This window comes from Gulosibacter macacae (assembly GCF_003865375.1).
GTDB classification, from domain to species: Bacteria; Actinomycetota; Actinomycetes; order Actinomycetales; family Microbacteriaceae; genus Gulosibacter; species Gulosibacter macacae.
This window is the reverse complement of the sequence record NZ_RQVS01000003.1, coordinates 69,786-84,517: the sequence shown is the minus strand read 5'-3', so window position 1 is coordinate 84,517 and position 14,732 is coordinate 69,786. Positions and strand designations below refer to the sequence as shown.

At 66.2% G+C, this 14,732-nt stretch carries 16 protein-coding genes and 1 pseudogene; 14 read left to right on the top strand and 3 right to left on the bottom strand.

What is annotated here, in order from left to right; genetic code table 11:
* Window positions 1-34: 34 nt before the first annotated feature.
* The 9 genes from EG850_RS03115 (at window position 35) to EG850_RS03075 (ending at window position 8,772) form a co-directional block, all read left to right on the top strand.
* Window positions 35-1,138 carry a GNAT family N-acetyltransferase gene (locus tag EG850_RS03115; protein ID WP_124969809.1) on the top strand — a complete coding sequence of 368 codons (1,104 nt, stop codon included), beginning with the start codon at window positions 35-37 and terminating at the stop codon, window positions 1,136-1,138.
* 108 nt (window positions 1,139-1,246) lie between these two features.
* Window positions 1,247-2,665: an MFS transporter gene (locus EG850_RS03110; RefSeq protein ID WP_124969806.1), complete on the top strand. Its 1,419-nt coding sequence runs from the start codon at window positions 1,247-1,249 to the stop codon at window positions 2,663-2,665.
* 108 nt (window positions 2,666-2,773) lie between these two features.
* Window positions 2,774-3,130 carry a helix-turn-helix domain-containing protein gene (locus tag EG850_RS03105; protein ID WP_124970172.1) on the top strand — a complete coding sequence of 119 codons (357 nt, stop codon included), beginning with the start codon at window positions 2,774-2,776 and terminating at the stop codon, window positions 3,128-3,130.
* Window positions 3,131-3,361: 231 nt separating this feature from the next.
* Window positions 3,362-4,447, top strand: coding sequence for an ArdC-like ssDNA-binding domain-containing protein (locus EG850_RS03100; protein WP_124969803.1), 1,086 nt, complete (start codon window positions 3,362-3,364; stop codon window positions 4,445-4,447).
* A complete protein-coding gene (locus EG850_RS03095; RefSeq protein WP_124969800.1) occupies window positions 4,444-5,364 on the top strand; it encodes a bifunctional DNA primase/polymerase in 921 nt (306 codons plus the stop codon). The genes EG850_RS03100 and EG850_RS03095 overlap by 4 nt, the downstream gene beginning before the upstream one ends.
* Before the next feature lie 17 nt (window positions 5,365-5,381).
* On the top strand, window positions 5,382-6,194 hold the full coding sequence (locus EG850_RS03090; RefSeq protein ID WP_124970169.1) for a DUF2637 domain-containing protein: 813 nt from the start codon (window positions 5,382-5,384) through the stop codon (window positions 6,192-6,194).
* Window positions 6,191-6,727, top strand: coding sequence for a hypothetical protein (locus EG850_RS03085; RefSeq protein WP_124969797.1), 537 nt, complete (start codon window positions 6,191-6,193; stop codon window positions 6,725-6,727). The genes EG850_RS03090 and EG850_RS03085 overlap by 4 nt, the downstream gene beginning before the upstream one ends.
* Window positions 6,728-6,829: 102 nt before the next feature.
* Window positions 6,830-7,726 carry a hypothetical protein gene (locus EG850_RS03080; RefSeq protein ID WP_124969794.1) on the top strand — a complete coding sequence of 299 codons (897 nt, stop codon included), beginning with the start codon at window positions 6,830-6,832 and terminating at the stop codon, window positions 7,724-7,726.
* A complete protein-coding gene (locus tag EG850_RS03075) occupies window positions 7,723-8,772 on the top strand; it encodes a ParB N-terminal domain-containing protein (RefSeq protein ID WP_124969791.1) in 1,050 nt (349 codons plus the stop codon). The genes EG850_RS03080 and EG850_RS03075 overlap by 4 nt, the downstream gene beginning before the upstream one ends.
* Before the next feature lie 78 nt (window positions 8,773-8,850).
* On the opposite strand, the gene EG850_RS03070 is transcribed toward EG850_RS03075, so the two are convergent.
* Window positions 8,851-9,369 (bottom strand): helix-turn-helix transcriptional regulator, encoded by a 519-nt coding sequence (locus tag EG850_RS03070; RefSeq protein ID WP_235829200.1) that lies wholly within the window; start codon window positions 9,367-9,369, stop codon window positions 8,851-8,853.
* Window positions 9,370-9,405: 36 nt separating this feature from the next.
* A pseudogene (locus tag EG850_RS13495) lies at window positions 9,406-9,567 on the bottom strand (helix-turn-helix domain-containing protein); the annotation flags it as partial.
* 85 nt (window positions 9,568-9,652) lie between these two features.
* Here EG850_RS13495 and EG850_RS03065 point away from each other — a divergent pair.
* From EG850_RS03065 to EG850_RS03050, 4 genes are all read left to right on the top strand, one after another.
* Complete coding sequence (locus EG850_RS03065) at window positions 9,653-10,522, top strand: NAD(P)H-binding protein (protein ID WP_124969789.1); 870 nt, start codon at window positions 9,653-9,655, stop codon at window positions 10,520-10,522.
* Between the two features lie 86 nt (window positions 10,523-10,608).
* On the top strand, window positions 10,609-11,301 hold the full coding sequence (locus EG850_RS03060; RefSeq protein ID WP_124969786.1) for a hypothetical protein: 693 nt from the start codon (window positions 10,609-10,611) through the stop codon (window positions 11,299-11,301).
* A 7-nt stretch (window positions 11,302-11,308) separates the two neighbouring features.
* Window positions 11,309-12,925 carry a M23 family metallopeptidase gene (locus EG850_RS13690; RefSeq protein WP_235829187.1) on the top strand — a complete coding sequence of 539 codons (1,617 nt, stop codon included), beginning with the start codon at window positions 11,309-11,311 and terminating at the stop codon, window positions 12,923-12,925.
* A 5-nt stretch (window positions 12,926-12,930) separates the two neighbouring features.
* The gene (locus EG850_RS03050) at window positions 12,931-13,197 is read left to right on the top strand and encodes a DUF6112 family protein (protein WP_124969784.1); all 267 of its coding nucleotides are present in this window, start codon (window positions 12,931-12,933) and stop codon (window positions 13,195-13,197) included.
* Between the two features lie 18 nt (window positions 13,198-13,215).
* Here EG850_RS03050 and EG850_RS03045 read toward each other — a convergent pair whose 3' ends face one another.
* Window positions 13,216-14,241 carry a hypothetical protein gene (locus tag EG850_RS03045; RefSeq protein WP_124969781.1) on the bottom strand — a complete coding sequence of 342 codons (1,026 nt, stop codon included), beginning with the start codon at window positions 14,239-14,241 and terminating at the stop codon, window positions 13,216-13,218.
* 159 nt (window positions 14,242-14,400) lie between these two features.
* On the opposite strand from EG850_RS03045, the gene EG850_RS03040 reads away from it, so the two are divergent.
* Window positions 14,401-14,712, top strand: coding sequence for a DUF6112 family protein (locus EG850_RS03040; RefSeq protein ID WP_034375318.1), 312 nt, complete (start codon window positions 14,401-14,403; stop codon window positions 14,710-14,712).
* Window positions 14,713-14,732 lie beyond the last annotated feature (20 nt).

Sequence of the window (14,732 nt, the reverse complement as noted above, 5' to 3'; positions counted from 1 at the left end):
CAGTTAGCTATCCATTCTATGTTAGGTTTAGCGCATGTTGGATGCCACCACCCTTCCGATCACCTTTGAGGACACTCGCCTACGCCCCCTCTCTGAGCTGGACGCGGAAGCGTATGCAGCCGGCACCAAGGATGAGGCTGTGCGGCGCTTCGGCCACCTGCCGGAGCCGGACTACACCCCCGAGTCCGTGCGACGGATGATCCGTGACGAGGTTGCTGAGGGTCTGTCGTCGGGCACGTTGGCAGTCCTTGCACTTGCCGACGCCGAGACGGACCGGTTTGTGGGCTCTTTGGTGCTCTTCGACGTCAGCTCTGAGGCTGCCGAGGTCGGGTTCTGGATTCATCCCGATGCACGCGGAGCAGGGCACGCTCGTCGGGGCCTGGAGCTGGCAGCGCGCTTCGCGCGCAACAGTGGACTTCGAACCTTGACGGCACGCACACTTCCGGAGAACGAGGACTCCCAGCGGTGCTTGACCAACGCGGGGTTCCGTGAGGTCGAGCGAGCCGTCGGGACCACGCCCGCAGGACAGCACGAGGAGTTGTTCCATTACCGGCGCGATCTCGTGCTCAGCGCCCAGGGGCCGTTGGCGACGGAGCGGCTTCGGCTCCGTCTGCATGGGACAGGCGATGCCGAGTGGCTTCATGAGCTGTACTCGCGACCTGACGTTGCCCGCTACCTGCTGGATGAGCCGTGGACCGCGGAAGTCACCCGCGACAAGCTCGCCGAGCGCCTGAGCAAGACCGGCCTCGATGGCGAGACTAATGCGCTTGCGCTGGTCATCGAGCATGGCGGCGTCCCGATCGGGGACGTCCTGCTGTGGCTGACCGACAAGGAACGCCGCGTCGCGGAAATCGGCTGGGTACTCCATCCAGCCCACGGCGGCCATGGTTTCGCGCGCGAGGCGGTCGCCGAGGTCCTCCGCATTGCTTTCGAGCACCACCAACTGCACCGCGTGGTCGCTCAGATGGATGCCCGCAACAAGGCCTCAGCGAGGCTCGCCTCTGCCGTGGGCATGCAGCAGGAGGCCCACCTGCGTCTGGACTGGTGGAACAAGGGCGAATGGACCGACACACTCGTCTTTGCCTCTCTCCTGGACGACCCTCGTCCGCCGGTTTTCGACGTGAATCGACCCACGTAACGAGATAAGCGCTACGCAGAACGATGCTGCGGCGGGGGCTGCTTCTTGGCCGTCTCGGCAGTCATGACATGCCGACTTCCTCCACGCGGAGAAAGGACCCACGATCGGATGACCTCACGAAACACCGCCGCGGCAGATGCTGCGGTTCGTCCCGACGGGCGCTGGCTGGTGCTGACAGCGGTCTCACTTGGACTGCTGCTGGCAACGCTCGACACTTCGATCCTGTACATCGCAGTCCCACCGTTGACTGTGGATCTGGGTGCGACCACGAGTGAGTCGCTCTGGATCATCAACACGTACCCGTTGGTGATGACTGGGCTGCTCTTGGGAACCGGGACTCTCGGCGATCGGTATGGCCATAAGCGGGTCTTCCAGTATGGAATCGTCTTGTTTGGAGTGGCGTCGCTGGTTGCGGCCTTCTCACCGAGCCCCGGTGTGTTGATCTTCGCGCGAGGGCTTTTGGCAGTGGGAGCGGCGCTCATGCTTCCCGCGACCCTGGCGATCATCAGAGTCACGTTTGGTGATGAGAAGGAACGGAACTTCGCTATCGCCGTGTGGTCAAGCGTGTCGATCGGCGGGATCGCGTTCGGGCCGCTTGTGGGCGGACTGCTCTTGGAGTGGTTCTGGTGGGGCTCTGTGTTTCTGATCAATGTGCCCATCGTGATCGCCACCTTTGTGCTGACAGGGCTCTATGCGCCAAAGGCTCAGGAGTCGGGGGCGGTGCCCTGGGACCTGCTCTCGTCGCTGCTCGCGCTCGCTGGTCTGACCGGGATGGTTGCTGCGATCAAGGAGGTCACGCTGCCGGATCCGTCCGCGGTCCTGCTTGTTGGCGCGATTCTGGTCTCCGCGGTGAGCTTTACTCTGTTCGCCCGGCGACAAGCACGGCTGAAGACACCGCTCCTGGACTTCCGCATCTTCAGTAACCGCGGCGTGTCCGCGGGAGTGGTGGCGGCCGGGCTGAGCACCTTCGTTTTCGCCGGAGTCGGAGCCGTAACCTCTCAGCACTTCCAAACAGCCGAGGGATACTCACCGCTACACAGTGGGCTCTTGGTGGGGTGTATCGCTGTCGGAGCGACAGTCACATCGCTGCTGAGTGGTTCGCTGCTCTCCCGCATCGGCCCACGCCCGATGTTGCTTGGCGGGGCAGGTCTTGCTGCCGTTGGCTACGCGGTTGGGGCGCTCCTCCTCCCGGTGAGCCTCGGGGTATTCACAATCGCCCTTGTCGCAGCTGGGGCTGGCATCGGTGTCCTGATCACGGTGGCTTCTTCCACCATCATCACCAACGTTTCCCCGGAACGTGCCGGCATGGCATCCGGAGTCGAAGAGGTCGCCTACGAATTCGGCAGCTTGCTGTCAGTCACCATCCTCGGAAGCGCCTACGCTTCCGTGGCCCTCACTCCCCTCGGCACTGAGTCAAGCTACCGAACCATTCTGCTGATGGGGGTCACCGCTGCGGTACTCGGACTCATCAGCATCGCTTGGCTTCTCCCTTCCCGCGCCTCAGCGGTCGCCGGGAACGGGCATTGAGCGAGCCGGATCTTGGCTCAGGCACCGCGGCCGTTCCCTCAAGGCCGCTCCAGGGAGAGCCAGCGGATCTCCGCTGGACCCGCTTTACGAGAAGAGGTCATCGTGGCGATGAACGCGATGGAGCATGACCTGTCCCGGCCGTGGTCGCTGCGTGATCTCGCAACCACCGCCAAGCTCTCGCCGTCACGCCTGAACCGTGTCTTCCACGACGCACTAGGAGTCAGCCCGATCGAATGGCTAATCCACCGACGTGTCCGAATGATGACCCAGCTTCTACGCGAGACCCATCAACCCGTGCGTGACATCGCCCGAGCCGTCGGCTGGACCAATCAAGCCCACGCAGCGCAGCAGTTCCGCAAGCTCACCGGACGGAGCCCGACCGAGTACCGAAGCGAGGTCCGTCAGGCGGCTGTGGTGGTGTGTTTGTGGTGCGGGCAGCTGATGGAGGATTCGCACGCGCTGTGACGGTGATATGACAGAACGTCACTGCGATCTGCGCTGATCTGCCGCATTTTCTGGACCCTGCCAGGTGAGGTTTGGTAGGTCCGGTATGACACGTCAGGTTCGCAGGAGTTCCTGGCGGTCACTGTAGGGGTTCCTTGTTGTCCGTCTTCTAGTGCTGGTGGTTCCGGCGTACCTGATGGTCACCGGGTCGGTTCTTCGACCCGGTGGGCAGGTTCGCGGAAGGAGACCGGCATGGCGACGTCGGGCAAGGATGCTCGGGCGGATCGGGAGGCGAAGCTTGATGCGCTGCATGACCGGCTGACTGGTGCGGTCGAGGAGCTGGTCTCGGGTGAGGATTGGGCCCGGGCGTTGGCGTTCGCGGCCCGGTTCCGCGCGCGGTCGTTCGCGAACACGATTCTGATCTTCACCCAGCACCAGGAGGCCTACGGGCTGGGTCTGGTGCCGGACCCGGTGCCGTCGCATGTCGCCGGGTATCGGCAGTGGCAGCAGTTGGGTCGCCAGGTGTCGAAGGGGCAGCCGGGGTATCAGATTCTGGCGCCGGTGACGGGACGGTTCGCCTCGGCGACCCCGCAGGATGCTGAGTCGTGGCGGAGGCTGGGTAAGGGTGAGAAGCCGCGTGCGGGTGAGACGGTGCGCACGAAGATGGTCGGCGTCCGCCCCGCCTACGTCTGGGACGCCTCACAGACCACCGGTGAGCCGATTCCTGAGCCGCCGGCGCCGCGGTTGTTGGAGGGGCAGGCTCCTGCCGGGTTGTGGGAGGGCCTCGCCGCCCAGGTCGCGAAGGCCGGGTTCGAGCTGCGGCTGGTTGCGGATGCGTCGGAGATTTTCGGGGCGAATGGGCTGACCGATTACGGCAGTCGGGTGGTGTCGGTGCGTAGTGACATGGATCCGGCTGCGCAGGTGAAGACCCTGGCCCATGAACTCGGCCACGTCCTGCTGCATGGCCCGGACTCCAGTGATGCGCGGCAGCATCGTGGGATCGGTGAGGTGGAGGCCGAATCGGTCGCGTTGATGGTGGGTGCCGCGCATGGCATGGACACCTCCGGTTACACCGTCCCGTATGTCTCGACGTGGGCGGCCCGGGTGGAGGGCCAGGACCCGGTCGAGGTGGTCAAGACCACCGGGGAACGGGTGCGCAAAGCCGCGCTGGGGATTTTGGAGCAGCTCGACACCACCCAGGTCGGCAACGGCACCCCGCCCGGTCTGGAACGCGACACCCCCGCTCACGACCCCGCAACGCGGCAGGCCCCGACGGCGCCGGCGGTGTCGGAGTCGATGGAGCGGGTGGTGTCCGAGCCTGAGGCGGTGGCGCTATGAGCCCGCACCTCTACCGCCTGGCCCGGCTTCTCGCCTCTCGCCAAGATCGTCTGCTGGGGCGGGTGGCGGGTGATCTTGCTTCGGCGGGTGTGCCGGTGTTTCCGTGCGTGCCCGGGCAGAAGCGCCCTCTCACGGCCCGGGGGTTCCACGACGCCACCACCGACCTCGCCCAGATCACGCAATGGTGGACGCGGTGGCCCGACGCGAATCTCGGGCTGCCGACCGGGGCGGTCTCCGGTGTCGTGGTCGTGGATGTCGATGTCCGCGAGCACGTCGATGGCCGGGAGAGCATGCGCCGCGCCCTCGATGCGGGGCGGGCAGGTGTGCCGGTGTTCACGGTGGTCTCCCCCTCTGGTGGACGGCATGGCTACTACCCGGCCACACCGGGCGTGGTGCAGCGGTCGTGGCAGGCTGCCCGGGTCGGGGTGGATTTCCGCGGGGATGGTGGCTACATCGTCATCCCACCCTCACACACCGCTGCCGGGTCGTATCGGCTGGCCACTGTTCGGCAAGGGGCGTCGGCCGGGATCGACGGCGACGCGCTGCGGGACTTCCTCGACCCCCGGCCCGCCCTGAAGCCGCGCGCTGCTGATCGCGGCATGGATCAGAGCGAGCCTGGGGTGGTGGTGTCGCGGCTGGCTGCGTGGGTGGCGGGTTTGGGTGAGGGCGAGCGGAATCGGGGGTCGTTCTGGGCGGCCTGTCGGGCTGCGGAACACGACATCGCACCTGCCACGGCGGTAGATGTGCTGGGCGCGGCTGCCGCTGAGGCGGGGTTGGGTCCGCGGGAGATCGCCGCCACCGTGCGGTCGGCCTACCGCACCACCCACCCCACCACGTCCACAGCACCCAGGCCCACCGAACCAGCGGCAGCATCGCCGGTGCGGGTGCCGGTGGGTGCGGGTTGGGGGCTGGCGTGAGGGCGCGGTGGTGGGCAGTGCGGGCAGCGGTCGCGGGGACGGTGTTCATCGCGATCGGGGCGTTCTGGCTGTCCTTCACCTCTCTGGCTGATCTCGCGGCCCGTTCGGGCATCGGGGCGGGTCAGGCGTGGGCATGGCCCTTGATCGTCGACGGCATCATCGTGGTCGCCACCGTCGCCGTGGTCGCTCTGGCTGGGCAGAAGGCCGCTTGGTATCCCTGGGCCCTGCTGATCGGCGGTGCCGTCGTCTCGGTCACCGCCAACGCCCTGCACGCCATCGTCGCCGCTGATGCCGACGTCCCGGCCTTGTTGGCGGCAGCGATTGCCGCGGTTCCGCCCGTGGTGCTGCTGGCGATCACCCACCTCACCGTCATCCTCACCCGCACCACCGATTCACAGCCGGTGATCTGGCAGACCGTCACCCAACAGCACGACCGGCCCACACCCGGCCCAGGGCCGGGCATCGAGTCAGGCCGGCCACCGGCGGCACTCCCGGGGACCGTCAGCGCCCATCCCATCGGCGCTGACGACGAACCGGTGACTTCGCCTGCACCAGATCCCGCTGCCGAGCACGCCGAGGAAGCACCCGAGGCCGACCGATCCGCCCCGCCGGATTGTGAAGGGTCAACCGGACCTGACGTTTCCGCGTCGGGGACGGCTGGGGTGGGTCGGCGAGAGCGGGCTGCCGGGCTGCGGAGTGAGGGGTGGTCGAACAAGCAGATTGCCGCCGAGCTGGGCGTGCATCCGTCCACGGTGGGCCGCTGGCTCACCTCCCCAACAACGAGGAGTTCTGAACCTGACACCAGCCCATCGATGAAGGAGGAATCATGAGCACCCACGAGCACGAGCACGACCCGGTGGAGCCGCCGGTCCTCGACGACTACGGCCCACCCGATCCCGAAGAACTCACCCTGAGCGCCCACGCCGAGAACCTCGACCAGGAGACGGTGAGTGAGCGAGGCGACCTTGTCCCACCCGAGACTCCGGCGGAAGAACTCAACGAGCAGCTCGCCCCCGACATCGACGGACCAGACGCGGGCTTCCCGGAGCTGGATGAGGGTGCGGAGGGGGTGCCTGAGGCGGTCAAGGCCCGCACCACCCAGGTCGCAGGCCGGCCTGTGGGTCGGCAGGTGGGGCGGGGTGTGGAGTGGGTGCGTCCGACCGATCTGCTGGCCCGGCGTGGCGCCACAGTCGCTGGCCGCGGCATCCACTTCCAGACCGCACTGAGCCAGAAGACCCGCCACGGCATCACGGTAGGTACGCGGCGCGTCGGTGATCGGGCTGCGCGGTTGGCGCCGTTGTCGGCGTTCGGCCACGGGCGAGGCCAGTCGGTGTCGGGTCGGTCCGCGGTGGGGATGAGTTGAGCGTGGTGACCAGCAATGACACGACTTGCCAGCACCACCACGACACCGCTGCCGCCACTGTCTGGGGTGGGGGTGCGCACCTGCTTGTCAGGAGGCACCACCATGACCCACACCACAACACCAACCACCGGCACCGCCACTGAGACCGGGAGCTCGTCGACAACGCCGTCGACACCCCGCCCCGACAGGGCTGACTTCAGAACCAGCGAGGGGCTGCGGGCCTTGCTGGAGCATCTGGCCGAGCACGGATGGCGCAACAACCCCCAAGCCAGTGAGCTGTTGGAGTTCGCGGCGGAGCGGTTCGCACCGTTGGCGCGCAAGCACGGCCTGGATGTGTGGGAGGCCGCGTCGGCGGCGTTTGATGTGATGCGAACGCCTGCGGCAAGGAAGGCCGCAGACCCATGGGCGGTGGTCACGCATGCGGTGCGGATCACCTGCATCTACGAAGAACGCGCCCAAGGGCTCCTGTGTTCAGTCCACCAAGCCCGCCGCGCCCACATCTCCGCCCACCACGACCCCGAACGGTTCTCCGACCGCGAAACACCCCTGTACGAATACCACCCCGCGTTCCAGCTCACCGACCCCCACCACCGTGAGGATGCGAAGCCAAGCGCGGATGTGGATGCGAGCGTGCAGGCAGCAGTCGCGGATGCGACTCGTTTGTTCGTGCTGCTGGGCTGGCCCGAAGCCTCCGCCCGGGCAGGGGTGGATCACGTCACCAACGCCCTGGCCCGGATCGGGTCCCGGCGCGGCACTTACGAAGCCTTGCGGCGCGACAAACACGCCCGCGCCCTGCTCGACCTCCCCGCCCCGGCCTGGACGTGTCTGCTGAGGGTTCTGCTGGGACATCCCGAACCTGCCTACGCCACCACGACGGCCGGGCGCGGGATCCTGCTGCGTCTGTTGCTCGGGGAGTCCCTGCCGGACCTGTTGGGTGATGACGCCCTGGTGGCCTCCATCGTTCGTGCCACACCGGGACGGGAACGGGTGCGGTCATGAGTACCCCGGGGCACATCGAGCTGGACCGCGCCGTCGACTCCCTGCATGTGGGCCGACGTCACCGTGCCGATCTGGGCGACATCGACGCGCTGGCGGCCTCGATTGAGCGCGACGGGTTGTTGCAGCCGTTGACGGTCAGCCCTGACGGGGTGCTGATCTGTGGGGCACGCCGGCTGGCGGCGATCAAGCAGCTCGGCTGGCGCACCGTCAACGTGTGGGTCCGCTCCGGCATCTCCGACCGGCTCGGCCACCTGCTGGCCGAACAAGACGACAACGTCCTGCACAAGCCACTGACCGCGCTGGAAGCTGCCGCCCTCTACCGCGAACTGAAATCCCTCATGGCCGAGGATGCTGCGCGTCGCAAGGCCGCGACCCAGTTCCGCAGTGACAATCAGCCCGGAACCGACGGTCCCGGAAAATTTCCGGAACCGTCGGGAGCCGCCGGTGAGGCTCGTGAGCAGGCTGCCGGAATGATTCCCGGTGGGACCTCGTACAAGACGCTGGACAAGATCGGCTTCCTCGAACAGGCCGCCACCGACGAGGCGCTGCCCGATCACGTGAGGGCCGCGGCACAGCGGGGGTTGGAGCAGATCGACGCGGGCAGCCCGATCCATCCGATCTACGAGACCATCCGCAACCACACCGCCAGCCCCGATGCTGGCGATGAGGCGTTGCATCAGGCCGCGGCCGACGCCCTCGCCCGCATCCAATCCAGTGGCAAACCGAAGCCCGCCCCGGCCAAGAAACCCAACAGCACCCCCGAGAGCGGGCCGGTGCAGTACCCGGTGCGGGCGTTCGTGGTGACGTGGACCGAACTGGATCAGTGGTGGACCCACTACGACCCGGCCGTGCTCGCCGCCGAACTCACCGACGAACAGGTCGCCACGTTCCTGCGCGTGATCGAACAGACGGTCGCGTTCGCCGACGCCCTCCAAGCCGCCCTCACCAACCCCGACGAGACCACCACCGCCTCCGGCCCTGTAGACGTCGACGACGAGAGGAACGAGGAGGCTGCGGATGGGCGTCCGCAGTTACGAGCGGTCTAGTTGACCAAGCCGTGGATGTTCGTTGAGCAGCGCAGGACGCGGGACAGCCGTTTGATCTGGACGCACTGGCCGGACGTGTTAGCCGTTTGAGACCCGAACTCGTCCAAAATCAGTGGTGAGCCAGTCCTCGATAGAGGGGCTGGGGAAGTCGGGGACGTCGATGCCGGCGGCAGCCGGCTCGGGAGTGGCGCGTTGAATGCCGTCGAGCCGAAACAGTCGCCAGTCAGTGCGGAGAATGTCGTAGGCGATCAGGTACCAGGCGCCTTGGCGCAGCGCGTGCCGGTAGGGGCGTACGTGGCGTTCGCTCACCTTGCCATGCTGGTCTGTGTAGGTGAAGCGCAGGTCCTGCCCCTGGGCCACGGCCTCTGCCAGCACGCCGAGCAGCCGCCAATCAACCGGCTCGGCGACGGGAGTGATCACTTGGGTCGCCAATGCCGTCGCTGCTGCCTGTTGACGCAGCTTCGGCGGGAGAAGCTGTTCCAGCTTGGTGCGCACCGTCGTCACTGCCTCATCTACGCCGCCGGCTTCCAGGAGGAGCAGCCCGGTGACGAGTGAGCAGACCTCGTCTGCGTCTAGCAACAGGGGCGGGATCTTCACGCTCGGCACCAGTCGATATGTTCCGCCAGGTCCGGGCACGGACCGAATGTCGTATCCCAGGTATCGCAACCTGGCGACGTCCCGGCGCACCGTCCGATCTGCTATATCGAGTCGCTGGGCGAGGTCGGCTGCCGTCCAGGCGCGTCCGGTCTGTAACAGTGACAGCAGGAGCAGGGCGCGTGATGAAGGACTCTCCACAAGGCCATTATCAACCAAGATGAGGACCAAGACAGGCCGGATCTGTCGTTAGCGTGCCGTGTAAGACTTCACGAAAGGAGATCACATGCGCATTGCGGTCACGACGCCGATGGGTCACGTCGGGCGGCACGTCACATCCATGCTGATCAGATCAGGAGTGCGCCCACTCCTCCTGGCACGAAAGCCCACGAACGTCGCCCCTGAGCTGTGGGAACACGCTGACATCGTCGAGGCGAACTCCACTGATCCTGCGCAGGTCACCGCGGCGACACAGGGCGTAGACGCAATCTATTGGGTCGATCCCAGTGTGATGTCGTCTGATCCCGTGGCCGACTACACCCTAGCCACGAAAGCTCTGGTGAAGGCGGTTACCGCCAACGGAATCGGCCGTGTCGTGTTCCAAAGCAGCATCGGTGCCGAGAAGCGTCACGGTGTCGGCGAGATTGACGGCCTGGCAGTCACCGAGGTCGCGCTTGATGCCCTCGATGTGGATGTCACCCACCTGCGGTGCGGCTATTTCTTCACCAATTTGCTGCTGGACATTGATGCCGTTCGGCAGGGGCAAGTGACGACAGTGCTGCCACTCGACCAGCCGATGAGCTGGGTAGCCCCACGCGATATCGCCGAGGTCGCCAGCCTCACGCTGCTCAACACGCAGTGGCGCGGCCGCCGAGTCCAGGCCGTCCACGGACCACAGGACCTGTCCTGGCGTCAGGTGGCCGAGACCTTGACTGCCCATGTCGGTCACCCGGTCCACGCGGAGCAAATCACTGACACCGAGATGCTCCAGCGCTACCTCGCCGTAGGGATGCCTCCAATGATGGCCGACGCCGTCCTCGGCATGAGTACCGGACTGCGCGATGGCTTCCGCCCCGAACAGCGGAGAACTCTGGCAACGACCACACCCACAACTCTGACCAGCTGGATCCACGAGGAACTAATCCCGGTGCTCTGATTCCAAAGACTCGTCAACGTCCCTCAGCGGGCGGTCTCCTTCTGGAAATCGCCCGCCGGTGTTTGTGGTGGGTGCACCTGCTGGGCATGGACACTTCTGATCGTTCGTCGCGTCGCCGGCTCGTGCTGATCGCTGCCGGCTCCGTCACGACCCTGGTGTGTGGGGTCGGGATCTACGGCCTCGCTACCGGCCCCCACACTCCCACCAGCACCCCGGGCACGTCACCGACCATCACCACCAGCCCGTCACCCTCCGCACCCACCACCGCCAAGCCTTCGGCCTCGGGGGCGCCGGCAGTGCCACCGGTGGCGCGCAGTGCTGATCCGGAGCAGTTCGCTCGCAATGTCGCAACCACGCTATTCGCGTGGGACACCACCACCGGGCTCCTGCCGCTGGACTACACCTCGGCGATCCTCGCCGTCGGGGACCCCAGCGGCGCCGAACAAGCCGGCCTCGCCACCGACGTCGCCGCCTACCTGCCCTCGCGGACCGCCTGGCAGGACCTGCGCACCTATAGCACCAGTCAGCATCTGACGATCGACAGCGCCTACATCCCCGACCAGTGGGGGGACGCGGTCGCCCAGGCACCCGAGGGGCAGCTCGCACCAGGAACGGTCGCCTACACCATCGAGGGCACCCGGCACCGCGCCGGGACCTGGAACGGGGAACCGGTCACCTCGGCCCACAAGGTGGAGTTCACGGTGTTCGTGGTCTGCGCGCCGACCTACGACACCTGCCATCTGCTGCGCCTGTCGCAGCTGGACAACCCGCTGCGGTGACCTGGTCGTGAAGAAGCTCGCCGTTCTCGCTACCGTACTCGTGCTGTTCAGCCCCGCCCTCCTGCTCTTGGGGGTTGGGATGATGTTCAGCCCCGGCGCCAACGCCTCCTGCACCACCAGCACCACTGGCCCGTCAGTGGTGGGGCCGGTGCCGGACTCGCTGGAAGTGACGACCGCTGACGGGCAGACTTTCACGCTGAACACCACCCAGCTCACCCATGCCGCCACCATCATCCAGACCGGATCCCAGATCGAGGGCGTCACGCGTGACGGGCTGCAGATCGCGCTCATGGCCGCGCTCACCGAGTCGAATCTGCGGATGCTGGCCAACACCAGCGTCTACCCCGACTCCGGGAATCACCCCAATGACGGGGACGCCTCCGACCACGACAGCCTCGGTCTGTTCCAGATGCGACCCCAAGCCGGATGGGGCACCGTCCCTGACCTCATGGACCCTGGCTACCAGGCGCGCGCGTTCTTCGGCGGACCCACCGGCCCCAACCACCCCTCACCCCGCGGACTGCTCGACATCCCCGGCTGGCAGACCCTGTCCAAGGGCGAAGCCGCCCAAGCCGTCGAGGTGTCGGCCTACCCCGACCGGTATGCGAACTACGAGCCCGTCGCCGAACACATCCTCACCACCCTCACCACCCCCACAGCCGACAGCCCCCAGCTGCCCGAGACCGGGCGTGTGGTCTTCCCGCTGCCCGAGGGCACCTGGGTCGCCACCTCGCCATTTGGGATGCGGGTCCATCCCATCACCGGGGAGAACAAGCTCCACACCGGCGCGGACTACTCCGCCCCCGACGGCACCCCCATCCTCGCCGCCGCCGACGGCATCGTCACCCACGCCTCGATGTCCGGCGGGTACGGCGGGCTGATCATCATCGAACACACCATCGGCGGGCAGAAGATCGCCACCGCCTACGCCCACCTGTGGGAGACCGGCATCCACGTCAATGTCGGCGACCAAGTCACCGCCGGACAACACATCGGCGATGTCGGCTCGGCCGGCTACTCCACCGGCGCACACCTGCACTTCGAACTCCGCCAAGGCGGCAGCGACGGCGAGTTCACCGACCCCCAGCCCTGGCTCGACCAACACACCAGCGGCAACCTTCCAGCCCCCACCACACCGGTCGAGCAGGAAGGCTGCAACCCGGCCGCGACCCAGCCCGCGCCGCCCCAAGGGCCCGATGCCGGAGACCCGGACCGCAAGGTCGATGACCCCACCACCGACGGACAGATCACCGCCCGCATGCTCCACGTCTACACCCAAGCCCTCACCGCCTACCCCGACAGCTCCTGGGCCTGCTACTCACCCCGCCCCGGCACCAAATCCGAACACCCCGTCGGACGAGCCTGTGACGTCACCTTCGGCAACGCCATCGGCTCCCGACCCACACCCCAGCAGCTCGAAGCCGGATGGGCGCTGACGAACTGGCTCCAAGACAACGCCGAAACCCTCGGCGTCGAGTACCTGATCTGGCAAGGCCAGATCTGGTCCCTCGCTCGCGATGCCGAGGGCTGGCGCCCCTACAACGGCGGTGGCATGCACGACCCCACCGACGTCACCGGCGGCCACTACGACCACGTCCACATCACCGTCAAAGAAGGCAGCTGATACCCGTGAACATCTACCCCGACTTCGGCGCCTTCGGCGACAACACCACCCTCCACACCGTGATCGGCGCCCTCTTGACGTTCGTCCTCGTCACCGCCGTCCTCACCATGCTCATCAGCGGCATCACCTGGGCCATCGCCACAGCGAACGGCAACCACACCACCGCCACCAAAGCCCGCACCGGACTCCTCGTCGCCCTCGGCACAGCCACCCTCGCCGGCGTCGGCATCACCTGGCTCAACTGGCTCATCAACCTCGGCGACCAGCTGTGAGCAGCTCGAAGACAGCTGTCAGAACGGTGGTTCGTCGGTCTTCAGCCAAGGGTTGGGTGGCGAGGACGGCTGTGCTTCATCCGGCAACGGGAGGGTGCTGACGACGTACAGGTTCAAGATGTCGTCACGGTCCAAGAACATGATCTGGCTACGTTTGGATGCGTCAAGGGCGTTGCCCAGCCAGTTTCGAGCTGACTTGGTGATTTCGCCGCCAGCCACGATGAACGCGTGATCGACCAGCACTCGACGGTTGACTTCGGGATCGAAGATCTCGTGGGCGAGCATCATGAGGGCCTGGTTATGGATCTCGGCCATATTCGCATTGCCAGCCTTGGTGACGCCCGAGGCATCAAGCTTGCCCTTCTTGGCCTGAAGGCCGAAGTACAAGACGTGTTGCGTAGGCAGCGTGTAACGCATCCACACGTCCTTGCCATACTCCAACGATTTGTCCTTGTGCCCTGCCGCAGTGATGCGGTGGTAGCCGAGTTGTCTGAACATCGGGAGCAGGATCTTCTCGATGAGGTCGTCCTCGCTACACGAGTCCAGATAGGCAGCAAGGAGTTTGCGGCGCTCCTGCTCTGCCTTGCTGAACGGCCGATGCGGGTTGGCGGCCAGCACGGTCACTGACTGGGTACCCATGTGCCGGAGGTAGCAGTGGTTGTCCTCCGCGTAGAACGCGTGAAACCCCTCGCGCTCCAGAACAGCGTTGAGGAGAGCCAGAGCGCGGGGCCGGTCAGGTCCTTCGTTGAGGCGATCAGCGGGACTCATGAGCTGATCGATCAAGCGGCAGAACAACTCCGGAGGATGGCTCGGACCTTCGTGCGGTTGAGCCAAAATGTCGTCGAGAACGTCCGCAACCCACTCCCTGCGCGTCGAGCCGTCGTGTCGATACTCGGTATCAAGGTCCTGAAAGAACTCCGTAATCCGGGAACTCGACCGGTAGGGAAAGTACTTGGCCTCATCCTCGGTCTCGGCATCGTCACGTCCCACGTTACCGACCACCAAGTCAGCCAACGCGACCAGATTCCTGCGCTTGAACTTCACCCTCGAAGTATCGCAGCAGCACCGAGGGCCGTCGATCACAACAGGAGCAGGCTGCACACCTGACAGGCAGACCTCCCCTGGTTGCCTGCCCTCCCGGTCGTCCCGGGGGCGGGTCCCTTTCGTCCTTCTGTCTGTGAGGAGCTTGCTGTGCTTGATCTGATGACGTCTGTCCTGCCCACGCTGCCGATGATGCTGCCGATGGAGGTGGACATCACGCCGAACGATGATGGGCTGCCGGGGATCGCGCAGCTGCGCAACATCGTGGGGGCGGTGATGACGATCGGGCTGATCCTGTCGGTGCTGGCGCTGATCATCTCCGCGATCGTGTGGGGCTTCGGCGCGAACTCCTCCAACCCGCACCTGGCCGGCCGCGGCAAGGTCGGTGTCCTGGTCTCCTGCGGGGCAGCGATCATCTGCGGTGCCGCGGTCACGCTGATCAACTTCTTCTGGAACGTCGGCCAGTCCGTCTAACCCCTACCCAACCGTTCCAA